Below are 12,918 nucleotides of genomic sequence, written 5' to 3'. Positions count from 1 at the left end.
AGTTACATTGACTTTACATCAGCAGGCGAAAACCCACCGCCGCCAGATGCTCCCAAAAAGCCGGGTAGGACTTATTCACCACCGACGGGTTTTCGATTTCGACAGCGCCCCAAAAAGCCAGCGGCGCGAACGACATGGCCATGCGGTGGTCGTGGTAAGTGGCAAAACGCGGCACCGTCGCCCACGTCGCTTTGCCTTTTAGGGAAAAACGCTTCCCGTCGGGCAGTGGCTCAAACGACACGCCGACTTTGGTCAACTCGCCCCGCAACGCCGCCACCCGGTCGGTTTCCTTGATAAACAGTGTTTCCAAACCTGAAAAAATCCCTTGCACACCCAACCCCGCGCAAGTGACCGCCAGTGTCTGCGCGATGTCCGGACACTCCACAAAATCCCACTCAAACGAGGGCGCAGGCGGCACCCCGCTCTTTTTCAACACAATGCCTTCCGCTTCAAAAACGGTCTGCACGCCGAATGAGGGCATCATCTGCACCAATACCGAATCGCCTTGCCAGCTTTCGGCAAATAGCCCTTTCAGCCGCAACTCCACCTCGTCGGCAAACGCCGCCATTTCGTACCAATACGAAGCTGCCGACCAGTCGGCCTCCACGGTGAGCGGACGCGGCTGGTAAGCGCCCGGCTCCACAGTGATGGACTCGCCTTGCTCGCTCACCCTCGCTCCGAAATGCCGCATGAGCCGCATGGTCATTTCGAGATAGGGCCGCGAGACCAAGTTGCCTTCCGGCACCAATTGCAGCCCATGCGGCAGGTATGGCGCGATGAGCAAAAGGGCAGACAGGAATTGGCTGCTCGTGCCCGCGTGAATGCGCACAAGAGGCCGCGATGTGTGCTTAGCCAATTTCATCGCGCCGATGCGGAGCGGCGGGTATCCTTCTTTTTCCAAATACTCGATATCGGCACCCAAGTCGCGGAGCGCCGCCACGAGGCTGCCGACGGGACGCTCGCGCATTCGGGCAGAACCGGTGAGCACTTGCGTACCGGGCTGCAAGGCTAAATATGCGGTGAGGAATCGGAACGTGGTGCCTGCGTCGCCCGCGTCGAAAGTGTCGCCGGGCTGCGATAGCAGGCGCAAGAGCGTGAGTGTGTCCTTAGAGGTGGAGAGGTTGGTGAGCCAATCCGTTGGCACGGTGCCCGCCAGTGCCAGCGCGATGAGCGCCCGGTTGCTGATGCTCTTGGAGCCGTCGAGGGCGATGTCGCCCAATAGTGAGCGATTGGGTTTGGATAGTCGCAACATGGGGCAAAGGTCGCATCATTCGAATGATTGAGAATGAGATATTGCCGCGTCCATGCCCCGAAATTGCAGCATCTTCGCGCCATGACTTTTGCAGCACAGGTTATCGCTTTCACGCAGGCGCTGCGCCCGCCGGACATCGCGCTGCCGCCGGGTTTTGAGTGGCTTTTCCCCTACGACAATGCCGAGACGATGCGGGCGCTGATGGCTTTTTACCAGCGTTTTTACGACGACCTCCAAACCCGCGCCTTTATCTTTGGCATCAATCCGGGGCGTTTTGGGGCAGGGCTGACAGGGGTGCCGTTCACCGACCCGCTGCGGCTTGAGACGGAGTGCGGCATTGCTACCAGTTTTCCCAAAAAGCCGGAGTTGTCCGCCACGTTCGTCTGGCAACTTATCCATGCTTATGGTGGCGCGTCGGCTTTTTGCCGCGATTTTTACATCACCTCCCTTTCGCCGCTGGGTTTTGTGAAAGACGGCAAAAACATCAACTACTACGACGACCGCTTTCTTCAAAAAACCGCTGAGGCGTTCATCGTTTGGAATATCCGCACCCAACTCGATTTTGGCGCTCGGCGTGAGGCGGCGATTTGCCTTGGCGAGGGGCAGAATTTCTCTTATTTTCAAAAACTGAACGCTTCGCACGGCTTTTTCAAGGAAATCGTGCCGCTTCCTCACCCACGCTGGGTGATGCAATACCGACGAAAACGGGTAGCGGAATTTGTGGAAAAATATGTGGCGACATTGAGAGGGGCGTTGTGAGGAGGGAGCCTCACTCCTTCACAAACACCCGCGCCGCCACCCCCCGCGCCGACTCCGCCCGCGCGATGTAGGCCCCCGCAGGCCAGCCCGACAACCACACCTCCTCCCGACCCGACGCGGACCGCGCCGACCACAGCTCCTGCCCCAGCAGATTGTGGATGGAAAATCGGACGAGCCTGCCGCCCGCCACCTCCCCCTCGAGCGCCAGCGACACGGTGGCGCCGGCGGGGTTGGGCGCAATGGAAAGCAGGGAGGCGTCGAGCAGAGGCGAAAGCGGCTCCCCAGCCCCCACCGCGCCGCAAAAAACAGTGTCCATGCAACCATCCGCGGTCACCTTCACCACCCAGCCCACGAACTGGGTGCTCAAAGTCCCCACGCCGCCCGCCACCACGCTGCCGCTGCTCAGGATGCCCACCCCGCCGTAGGCAAACTGACCGGCGGGGACGTGGGGCGCCGGCGCGTTGTCGGCCCTCGACCACAGGCTGTCGCCCTGCTCCGTGAACTTGTAGAGCCAGCCCCCCCAGTCCCCGCCGCTGGGCTGGGCAAGGTCGCCGTAGGCCGTGCGCTGCCCCGCCACGAGGTAGTGCCCGTCGGGGGGCCGCGTCATGTCGTAGATGCCGTTGTAGTCGCTGCTGCTCGGGCCGATGTGCTTGAGCCATTGGAGGTTCAGGTCGGCATCGAACTTGAGCAGGCTCACCTGCACCTTGCTGCCCCAAGGCCCTTGCCCCCAATAGGTGAGGCCGTGGGCAATGAACCCGCCGTCGGAGGCGGGTAGAATGCCCAATATGGTCGTCAAGTCAGGCTCCTCCGGCCCCAGCGAGGTTTTCAGCACCGTCCCGTTGCTGTCGAGTACCCACAGCCCCGCGCGGGACGTCTCGCTGTTGTTGACATTGGGGCCTGCCCCGCCACCGACTAAAAAGCGGTTGTCCGGCATTCTCGCCATGCAACGAAACGACTCGTCTTTGTTGTAGTCGCCGTAATACTTGAACCACAGCTCCGTGCCCTCCTTGCTTACCCTGCGAATAAAGCCATCTCGCTTGTAGTTTGGCCTCGTGACATTCCCGACAATATAAAAACCCCCATCGTCAGCCTCCATGATTTGATGCTCGAACATGGATAGGTTGCCGCCATTTGAATACTCAAAAATTGACCTCACCTGCAGGTCACCGTCAATTTGTATCAACAAATGGCCGCCTCGGCCCAAGGCGACAACCGGAAAGGCATAGTACCCTTCCGAGGTTTTGATGATGTTGCCAAACAGAAAATACATCGTGAGAAAATCGTTAAGCGAGTCAACTATGAAACTCTGCGCAACCAAATTGCCAAAAGTGTCTATTTTAGCCAACACAACACCTTGGGGAACGCCAGACTCGTGTCCCAACCCTATGGCTATGATGGTGTCTTGATCCACGAAAATCCTATGGAAATGCTTGTTCCCAAGGCTGGAGTTGTCATAAATCTGATTGAACCCCGGCTGGGCGCTTAAAATGCCATGGAGCAAACAAAAAAGTAGGTGAATTGAAAAGCATTTGAGCATGTTCGTTCAAGTTGAGTGAAGTGATAAAGGGTTGGTGACATTAGGTCACCAACCCCCAAAGGCTTGAACAGTCTTTAATTCGAAATCAGAAGTTTGGCCCGAAGTGTTGAGCCGTCAACCATTCTCGCAAGTACGGCATATACGCCGCCTGAAAAACCTGCGATGTTTATTTTAACGGTATTACTGCCAGTTGCTGCCGCAAAATCCAGACATATTCGCCCGTCTGCCAAACTGACGATTGCAATATTGGTGCATGACACGTTTAAAGGCAGCTCAATTGAAACCTCAGCGCTGGCCGGATTAGGGTATATTTTCAACGTTTGGCCGCTGGCCTGAATCGCATTGCTTTGGGTCGTTCCGCTCGCCTTTTGCCCGATTTCCTCGCAGTCCGCTTCCTTGCGCAAGCCGTTGCGGCAGAGTATGTTGCGGGCCAAAGCGCCCGCTGCCGAGCAATCGGCACCCCAGTACAGTATCGAGTCAACCAGGGTCTCCGGCAGGGCCGAGAGCGATACGCCCGCCTCCAGACGCGGGCGAAGGGCATCCAGCACATCCCTGACGTCGTTGAACTCGGCAAGCCAATCGCCGCTCAGCCCATATTGAGAGGGGATAAGCTGCAACAGGCTGTCAGCCGTGGAGTAGTCGCCGGAAAAGAAGTGGTGGCGTGCCAACTGCAAGTCCGCGTCGTATGTTTCCAAGTGTCCCAGCCACACAAGCACCGAGTCCGTTCGCAAATCTGTGGTGTCGAGCGCGTGGTGGAGCAGAATGCGAGCGCCGGTCTGGTCGAGCGAAAGCCGCAGGCGGTTGATGACATCGGCTTCGGTTTGGCGCTGGTTTGGGTCGGTGATGGAGGGGTAGGCGGCGGTTTTGGTCGTCCAAGTTTGTTTTTGTTGGAAAAACTGGGTTTTGGTTTCGGAGAGTTCGGTTTCGGTGTCGCAAGGAGGGGGGCATTCTGCAACGTCGCAAGCGGCGTTTGGCAAACTTTGGACACGTGTTATGGTAGTTGGTGTGAAATAGCCGTCTATTAGTGCTTGCGTTGTGTTCTCTATATGGTGGTAGAAAATAGGTGCGCCATTGTTTGTAAACTGTTGCCCCACCAAGTCGAGATAGCGGTTGCCGGCGGAAATGGGTTCACCATCGATCTTCCGCCCCTGTTCCAGCCGGATGGTGGCGCCAAGGGCCACCAAGTTGTCGTGTTCCGAGCTCCTTGTGAAGGAGCTGCACTCGTACATCAGCCCGCTAAAAATCAGGCCACCGGCAGAGGCGACGCCGTTTAGCCCGTACGCCCTGTTGCCGACGTACAGTTCGTGGTAGGTGTTGCCTGAAAAAACCTTGTTGCCTCCCCCGATGGACAGCACTTCCGTCCCGAAGAGCAAGACCGTGTCGGCACCAACGAACACGTTGCCGTCCAGGCTTATGGTGGCCGTTCCTCCCTCCACGTAAATCGCCCTGAACAGTTGCGACGCGGGGCCAGTGAAAAAATCGGGGCGCCGCAGCGTGAACGTGTTGTCGTCAATGGCCAGGATGGCATTGTCCGTGGCGTGCACCCCGTCGAAGCACGCCTCAAATATCCCTCCCCGAATGGCTATCCCCGCCGTTGGGCTGGTTTGCAACACATGAATGCCGTGAAACAAGCCGAAGAAGCGGTTGGGCCGGGGCTGGTACGTGAGAAAGCCCGCATCTTCGGAATAGATGCCGACGCCGCGCGTCTTGGGGAGCGAGTAAGAATCGGTCCTGTCGTCGGTGAAGATGCAATCGGCCACCCTGACACCGAAAACACCCTTCAAAAAAAGATGCGTGGGCGCCCGCCCGCCCCGATAGCCGTCGTCGGTGACAAACCGACAAGGAACATCGAAAATGCTGGCCGTGAAGTAAGCCCTGTTCAAGGACGCAAAATAAGGCCCGAACTCCACGTCCACCTCGTTGTTGCGAAACACCGCTCCCTGCGCCCCCACCATGCCCCCGCCGCCACTAAGCACGGGAAAGCCCGTCACGGGGTTCAACCCGTTGACATAAATCGCCAGACGGGCGTGCTCAAGCACCCCGCCCACGCCCACGTACGCCCTGCCCTGATAGACGGTGCTCTGGGGGCGGTTGGCATAGCCTTCCACCACCACGCCCCCCCACAACTTGTCGCAGACCGCCGTTATCGTCGAGAACACCCTCAGCTGCCCGCCGGACACCGTCCCCTGCCCGTCGCCGCGACGCACGTATATGCGGGCGTTCTCTTGCATGGTCACCGGGGCGTTGATGGTCAGCACCGCTTCAGGCTCGACGATGACGTTGGCGCCGGGGCTCATGGGGGTGTCCCATGTCACTTGGCCAGTGACGACGATGTCCTGGATTTTCGCGTCGTCAACGACGCCGACCGGCTCGCTCAGGTATCGGCGCATGCGAGCGCCCTGTCCGTTGGTGAACCGGGACACGCACCTCCATGGCGAAAAGCCGGACATGATGTTGAAATCCAGTTCCGAAGAAAGGAGCTGCGGGTCGCAGTCCGGGTTGGAGGGGTATGATCTGTCGTCAGGCGGGGTGTCGCACACCAAGTCTCCCCTGAACTTGCAATCCGAGCCGTCGAGGTCCCTGCAAGAAGTGCCGGGGCCTTCCTCAAAAGTGTGCAGCAATCCCAAGCAATGCCCCATCTCGTGCGACACGATTTGTGTCGCGCTCACGTTGTCGCTGGTGTTGGGCTCTTTTCCGAACAAATAGAAAAAGCTGCTCGGCACGCAAAACGCCCATCCTCCCCCGACCGCTATGTCGTCCCTGAAAACATACATATCAATCCCGTCGTCGTTCTTGTGGCCGATGCTTCGCAGATAAAACACATTGGCATTGTTGGGGGCCAAATCCTCGTTGATGGCTTCGTAGGTGGCGGAGGGGGAGCAATCCCCAAAGCCCGGCACGATGTGTATGTTGTGCGGGGCGAAAGCGTTGAAAAGGTTCGCCCAAATGGTCGCGGTGCGTTCGTCCAACGGGTCCTCAAAGGCGTTCGGCGCGTTGGGAGGCACCACAAACCACAGGTATGCCTTGACATAGTGTGGCCCATAAGTGTCAGGATAATCGTCACAGCGTATGTCGTGCAATGGCCAGCCCTCGCAAGCAACGGCCACACAGTCGCACACCGTTTGGGAATGCGCAAACAGGGGTATTGACGTGGCGCAACCAAGCATGAGGCATGAGATTAAGAGGCCGCTAATCCTTGAGGACAGGCTTGGAAGGCTGGAAGGTTGGAAGGTTGGAAGGTTGGAAGATAATCTTTTTCATCATCGGTGGGTAGTTTGTGTGAAAAAATAAAAATTTGTCGCAAGTTAGGGTTTTGCGCCGATGCCGCCACGTTAAGTTTTCATTTTGCGGTGTTTTAGAGTGATGAAACTATGCGGTCGCGGTCTGGGCGAGCAAATCGAGGGAAACGCTCGTCCTCCTCCCAAAAACAGAGCGGCGAAAAAAACGCGATACTGCTGTACCTTTGGCGGCTTTTTCAACCATGGCAAAAGAGAAAAGAAAACAAAAAGTCGAAATCACGAACCGCAAGGCCGCGTTCGAGTACTACTTCGTGCAGCAGTACGATGCGGGCATTTCGCTGACTGGGTCGGAGATAAAAAGCATCCGAAATGGCAATGCCAACCTGACGGATGCCTACTGTGTGTTTGACAATGGAGAACTGTGGGTGCGCAACCTCTACATCGCCGAATATGAGTACGGCACCGATAGCAACCACCTCCCGCGCCGCAATCGAAAACTTTTGCTCCGTCGGCCCGAGCTGCGCAAGCTCGAACGAGGGGTGAAGGAAAAAGGCTCCACCATCATTCCCTACAAGATTTTCATCAATGACCGAGGGTTTGCCAAAGTGACCATTGCGCTGGCGCGTGGCAAAAAATCATTCGACAAGCGCGAGACCATCAAGGAACGCGAAGACAAACGCCATCTCGACCGCATCAACAAAGCCTACAAAGTGCGATGAACAAAACCCTTGCCCATGCGCTCACGGTGCTCTTTCACCCACTGCTGGTGCTGACCTACGCCCTGTTGCTGCTCATCCTCATCAATCCTTACGCTTTCAGCGTCCGCAGCCTGAGCGACAAACGAGCCGTCATTTTGTTTCTTTCGGTGTTCAGCACCAGTTTTTTGCTGCCAGCGTTCGGCGTGGCGCTGATGAAGCCGCTTGGTTTTGTCAAGAGTTTTCAGATGCGCGACAAGATGGAGCGCACCGGGCCATACATCCTCTCCAGCGTGTTCTATTTGTGGCTCTACAAAAACCTCTCGTCAGCCGACCAAGCGCCTCCGTTGTTCAATGCCTTCGTGTTGGGTGCCACCATTGGGCTTTTCCTCGCTTTTTTCATCAATATTTTCACGAAAATCAGCGCACACGCGGTCGGCATGGGCGGCTTGGTCGCCATGATGCTGCTAACCAACAAGGCTTGGGGGGCTGCTTTTGTCAGCCTGTCGCTCGGCAGCGGCACGCTCCAGCTGAGCCTCAACGCGGTGATAGCCCTCTTGGTGGTGCTGGCCGGATGGGTCGGCATGGCCCGTCTCGCATTGGGGGCACACACCCCTGCTGATCTGTACAGAGGCTATGCTGCGGGCATGGTGGCAGTGTTTTTGGCGGGGTTTGCGAGTTGAAGGGGTTGCCCAGCCGCTTTGCTTGGCCGGGCAAGCCCTCCAACTCCCCTTCAACTTGTCGGCTTATCAGGCGCTGGCGCGCTCGCGTGGTAATCCCGTTTGATGCGTTGAGCGTATTCATCGAGCAGTTCGATGACGCGCTCGTGTTTGGGCGACCGCACGATGAGGCCGATGTGGTGGTCCATGTCGCGCATGCGCCACGCCACCTCCGGGTCGTTGAATTGGCTGTCGTCGGGCCATTCCTGCCGCGTGAGCGACACGATGATGCCCGTGTAGTCCTTCCTCAATTTGGGCAGTTCGTACTTTTTGCCCCCTGCCACAGCCACTTCGAGTTTGGCCCATTCGCGCCACATATTCACATTGGAAGAGTATTCAACCATCTCGGCGATGTGCGCCCCGCCTACCCGCGAGGAGGTTTCGAGGAAGTAAAACTGCCCGTCGTCGTGGCATTTGATGAACTCGGTGTGGCTCGCGCTATACTGCATCCCAAAGGCCGTCATCACTTCGGAAGTAGCCTTCTGAAGCGCTTTTTCGTCGGCGGAGCCAAAGGGCACGATGGCGCTGCGGAATATGCCGCCACCGTGCGCCACCTCGAAGGGTGTGGCCAAATACTGCGACACACGCGCAAAAATGACTTTGCCCCCCTCGCTCAGCGCGTCCACATGATACACATCGCCGGGCTTGAATTGCTCCACGAGGAATTGGTGGCGCTCGTTGCCGAGCTTGCGCAGATGCTCCCACAACTCATCGGTGCTGTACACCTTCTTCATGCCTGTGGCAGAGGCTTGGCCGCGCGGCTTCACTATCCAAGGGGCGGGCACGTTTTTGGCGAAATCGTTGATTTCATTGTCGTTGAAGAGCGCCGAAAACGCGGGGACGCGCACTCCCTCCTCTGCGGCTTTCAGGCGCATGGCGAGTTTGTCGCGGAAATGGCGGGCCGTCGTCTGGCCCATGCCGGGTATGCGAAAATGCTCGCGCAACTCGGCGCCCTTCTCCACGTCGAAGTCGTCGAGCGCCACGATGCGGTCTATCTTGTGCGAGCGCATGAGCCATGCCAGGCCTTCTATCACGTCGGGGATGTGCCACTGGTTTTCGGGACCTTGCTGGATGTAGAAAATCTCGTCAATGGCTTCGCGTGCCCAGGGCTTGTCTTCGAGTTTTTTGGAGGTGAGGAAATACACTTTTGCACCCGCTTCTTTCGCGCCGCGCAGGAAGTCGTTGCCCTTAAAATAACTGGAAACACAGAGGAGTGTGACAGGTCTATCCATAAGTGAGAGGCTGGTTGTTAGTGATTCGCATTGTTGTTTTATTTGGGCAAAAAACGACAAAAGTTTTCAGATACACGGCGCGGCATGTTTTTTCGAGAAAAAATTTTTTGAAACCGGGCATCGGAAAAACAAAAGCGGCTCGCGTCGCTCCTAAAAGGCGCGGTGGGCGAGCCAACAAAAAAACACCCCGGCGGCCACAAAAGGCTGCCGGGGTGCTGTCAGTCCCGCCGTTGAAAGGGAGGGGATTGGCTTACTTGTCGGACTCGAATGCCTCAAAGTCGAACAAGAGCGAGAAACGCAGGGTGTTATCCAAGGGGTTGCGTTGGTTGGTGGTCGGCACGAGATAAGAAAAATCGAGGCCGAAGATGTTGTATTTCACGCCGAGGCCCACGCTGAAATACTTGCGGTTGCCTTTGGAATAATGCTCGTAGAAATAGCCCATGCGCACGGCAAACTGGTTGTCGTACCAGTATTCTATGCCAGTGCCGATATTGATTTCCTTCAACTCCTCGCTAAAACCACCCGGTGCGTCGCCGAACGACTTGAACACGCCGCGCACGGCGGAGTACTGTTTGTAGTCGGGACGTCCGTCGCCGTCGTCATCAATTTCGGGGCGTGGGGTCGGCACGAGCAGTTTGTTGAAATCGGTCGTGAACGTGAGGGTGTTGTAGGCGTCGAGGTTGAATTTCCACGCCGCGCCAAGCCCCATGTTGGTCGGGATATAGTCGCGGTTGATGGAGTTCGTGTAGGTGATTTTAGCGCCCAAGTTGCTGACGGCCAAGCCGAGGGTGAGTTCACTGTCGTTTTTGGCGAGTTTGATGGGCTGCTTGTAGGTCAAGGAGAGGTCGGCTGCGCCGGAGATGCCGGGTCTGATTTCCACCCCCTCCACGCGCTGGCCGGTGGCGAGGTTGGAGTAGATGAACTTGGCAGCGATGGCGCCCGAAAAGCGGTCGGAGAGTTTGCGAGCATAGCCAGCGGTGAGGTCGAATTCATTGGGTCGGCCCTGACCGAGCGAGATGCCGTTTTCGTCGGTGAACTCAATGTCGCCCAGCGAAAAATAGCGCAAGCCAAAGCCGAGGGATTGCAGTTGGTCGAGTTTCACATAGCCCGACAGGTAGGCCAGATACACATCTTGCAGACCTAGGTTGCGCATCCACGGTGTGTAGGAAGCGGCAATCGCCACCTTTTTGTCGGCAAAGGCCAGTTTGGAGGCGTTGTAGTGCATGGCGTTGGGGTCAGCGGAAGTGGCGATGCCCACATCGCCCATAGCGCCGCCGCGAGCGTCGGGCACGATGCGCAAAAAAGGCACGGCGGAGGTGACGGCATTGGCGCAGCGTTCGCCAGTGATGGGGTTATATCCGTTCTTGCACTTTGGCTCGATTGCTTGGGCTTGCACAGAAGCCGTGAAGCCAGCGATTATCAGTGACAAGGCGAGTAATTTCTTCATGAGAGCAAATGAAATTTAGTGGCAAAGTCTGATTTTCCTCAAAATAGTGCGCAAAAATAAGCCATTAAAATGGGATTTGTGTGCACATCGCTGCATTGGTGTTCGATTCCGCGATTGGGTTGTCTGAATCAGGTCGTTTATTTTGGTTGAAGGGGAAAATGGGTTTGCGGGTTGTGCAGGAGGGCTCAAAGTTTGGGAACAAGAGGGTATCCCCTTCAACTCATTCAACCCCCTTTCAACTCTAATGCCGTTTGCTCATGTTCAGGATGGCTTCGGCCAAGGTCTTGTTGGTTTCTTTCTCCTGTTCCAGCATTTTGGAAAGGTGGGCGATTTCTTCGCGGAGCGCGGCGTTTTCGGCGAGCAGGCGCTCCATGTCGGCGGGAGGTTCGATGCTTGTGCGATAAATGGAGGGAGGCTCCTCCACGCGGCTCATTTTTTCTGCTGATTCTGCAAAATATTTTTCCGCTTCCGGGAAAATAGCCTTCGCCCTTTCAAAAGGCTTGCGAGGCAAACGCTCCATTTTATAGAGTTTTGGCAGGTAGGATTTGTCCACATCCATCGCTTCGGCGATTTGTTCCGCCGGGCGGCCATCTCTTTTGACGAGTATCAGGAGGACTTCTCCCTGTGTGAGTGATGCCATTTTCCGCTTTTAAAAGTAAAAATTCAATTAAAAATTCCCATTTTAGATTTTTTATCTAAAATTTGAATTTTTATTTGTTTAATTCCATTAAGTGGAAATATATTTGTCGCAGCAATCTTTTTACGAGCAAACCTACGTCATTATGCCGGACATTTCTACGGAACATGGCCAAAATGCCCCCAAGGTCGTCAGCGAAATTGTCGCGTTTCGCTACAGCGACGAAGCCAGTCTCATGCTGGTGGGTGAGGCTGAGGTGCTGATAGAGCATCTTGCTGGCACGGAGGGCAACACCAATCTTTACTCTGTGCGCGTGGATATCCTCTCGGCTTTCGCCCCTGACGGCGGCGACTGCTACGAACGTGTGAAAGCCGATGCGGCGCTCCGGCAGCAATTGGAAAAAACGGCGCTCGACCACTATTTCCACCCGCCGAAGGTGCCCGTGAGCTTGCCCAAGCGAATTTCGGACTGCGACTGACCGCGCCACGAAGAAGTTGAGTACCCATAGCCCTTGACAGCAGGGCAGGACTGGCCTCGGCCGCGCAAAGGCGCGGCTGGGGCTTTTGTTTTGCTGCGCGAACGCATCGTCTTGCAAACAGAATGGGTTTTTGCCTGTTCTTTGCTGCACATGGAACTCTACTACCGCGAATTTGGCCAAGGCAGCCCCGTCATCATCCTGCATGGGTTGTTTGGCTTTTCAGACAACTGGCAAACTATCGCCAAGGGGCTGGCCGAGCATCACTTGGTCGTCACGCCTGACCTGCGCAACCACGGCCGCTCCCCGCACCTGTCCCAGCACTCTTATCCCGAAATGGCGGAAGACATGAAGGCTTTCATGGAGGCGCGATGGATGTTTTCGGCAGCCGTCGTCGGCCACAGCATGGGCGGGAAGGTCGCTATGCAACTCGCGCTCACGCACCCCGACATGGTGGAGCGCCTTGTGGTGGTGGACATGGCGCCCGGCCCCGCCGAAGACAACCATTCTTACATTTTTGAGGCGCTGCTCGGCATGGATTTGTCGAAAATGAAAACACGGCAGGAGGCAGAGTCCTACCTTTCGGAGCGCATCAAGGACGTGGGCACACGGCAGTTTTTGCTGAAAAACATCACCCGCGAACACGATGGCACATTCACTTGGAAGATGAACCTGCCCGCGCTCCATCGCCATTTCAACGACATTCTGGCCCCGGTGCGCCCCGATGCTTCGGTGTTCGACAAACCGACGCTTTTTGTGCGCGGCAGCCGCTCGAATTATATCAAAGACGCGGATTTTCCGTTAATCAAATCCCTGTTCCCGCAAGCCGACGTCGTGACGGTGGCAGACGCGGGCCACTGGGTACACGCCGACAAACCGAAGGAATTGCTGGAAATACTGAAGGCGTTTTTGGGTTGAAAAAAACC

Annotated in this window: 11 protein-coding genes; 5 read left to right on the top strand and 6 right to left on the bottom strand. The window is 56.6% G+C overall.

Annotation, left to right across the window (positions count from 1 at the left end; translation table 11 throughout):
- Nucleotides 1-13 precede the first annotated feature (13 nt).
- Nucleotides 14-1,252: a 3-phosphoshikimate 1-carboxyvinyltransferase gene (locus KIS77_20965; protein ID MCW5924803.1), complete on the bottom strand. Its 1,239-nt coding sequence runs from the start codon at nt 1,250-1,252 to the stop codon at nt 14-16.
- A gap of 81 nt (nt 1,253-1,333) precedes the next feature.
- Between KIS77_20965 and KIS77_20960 the strand changes: the two genes are divergently transcribed.
- Nucleotides 1,334-2,011, top strand: a complete 678-nt coding sequence (locus KIS77_20960) for a DUF4918 family protein (GenBank protein ID MCW5924802.1) — start codon at nt 1,334-1,336, stop codon at nt 2,009-2,011.
- Between the two features lie 10 nt (nt 2,012-2,021).
- On the opposite strand, the gene KIS77_20955 is transcribed toward KIS77_20960, so the two are convergent.
- Nucleotides 2,022-3,422, bottom strand: coding sequence for a T9SS type A sorting domain-containing protein (locus tag KIS77_20955; protein MCW5924801.1), 1,401 nt, complete (start codon nt 3,420-3,422; stop codon nt 2,022-2,024).
- A 200-nt stretch (nt 3,423-3,622) separates the two neighbouring features.
- The gene (locus KIS77_20950) at nt 3,623-6,655 is read right to left on the bottom strand and encodes a zinc-dependent metalloprotease (protein ID MCW5924800.1); all 3,033 of its coding nucleotides are present in this window, start codon (nt 6,653-6,655) and stop codon (nt 3,623-3,625) included.
- 374 nt (nt 6,656-7,029) lie between these two features.
- On the opposite strand from KIS77_20950, the gene smpB reads away from it, so the two are divergent.
- Both smpB and KIS77_20940 read left to right on the top strand, forming a co-directional pair.
- On the top strand, nt 7,030-7,506 hold the full coding sequence (gene smpB, locus KIS77_20945) for an SsrA-binding protein SmpB (protein MCW5924799.1): 477 nt from the start codon (nt 7,030-7,032) through the stop codon (nt 7,504-7,506).
- Nucleotides 7,503-8,165 carry a hypothetical protein gene (locus KIS77_20940; GenBank protein ID MCW5924798.1) on the top strand — a complete coding sequence of 221 codons (663 nt, stop codon included), beginning with the start codon at nt 7,503-7,505 and terminating at the stop codon, nt 8,163-8,165. Before smpB ends, KIS77_20940 begins: the two co-directional genes overlap by 4 nt.
- A 50-nt stretch (nt 8,166-8,215) precedes the next feature.
- On the opposite strand, the gene KIS77_20935 is transcribed toward KIS77_20940, so the two are convergent.
- From KIS77_20935 to KIS77_20925, 3 genes are all read right to left on the bottom strand, one after another.
- Nucleotides 8,216-9,433, bottom strand: a complete 1,218-nt coding sequence (locus KIS77_20935) for an ATPase (protein ID MCW5924797.1) — start codon at nt 9,431-9,433, stop codon at nt 8,216-8,218.
- 250 nt (nt 9,434-9,683) lie between these two features.
- Entirely contained in the window at nt 9,684-10,880 is a 1,197-nt protein-coding gene (gene porV / locus KIS77_20930; protein MCW5924796.1) for a type IX secretion system outer membrane channel protein PorV, read from the bottom strand.
- Between the two features lie 241 nt (nt 10,881-11,121).
- A complete protein-coding gene (locus tag KIS77_20925; protein MCW5924795.1) occupies nt 11,122-11,520 on the bottom strand; it encodes a hypothetical protein in 399 nt (132 codons plus the stop codon).
- Nucleotides 11,521-11,662: 142 nt separating this feature from the next.
- Between KIS77_20925 and KIS77_20920 the strand changes: the two genes are divergently transcribed.
- Together KIS77_20920 and KIS77_20915 are read left to right on the top strand one after the other, a co-directional pair.
- Nucleotides 11,663-11,995: a hypothetical protein gene (locus KIS77_20920; protein MCW5924794.1), complete on the top strand. Its 333-nt coding sequence runs from the start codon at nt 11,663-11,665 to the stop codon at nt 11,993-11,995.
- 150 nt (nt 11,996-12,145) lie between these two features.
- Nucleotides 12,146-12,910, top strand: coding sequence for an alpha/beta fold hydrolase (locus KIS77_20915; protein ID MCW5924793.1), 765 nt, complete (start codon nt 12,146-12,148; stop codon nt 12,908-12,910).
- The last annotated feature ends 8 nt before the right edge of the window (nt 12,911-12,918 follow it).

Source organism: Saprospiraceae bacterium, assembly GCA_026129545.1.
Classification (GTDB): domain Bacteria; phylum Bacteroidota; class Bacteroidia; order Chitinophagales; family Saprospiraceae; genus M3007.
The sequence above is the reverse complement of the archived record's forward strand: the minus strand, read 5'-3'. Positions and strand labels throughout refer to the sequence as shown.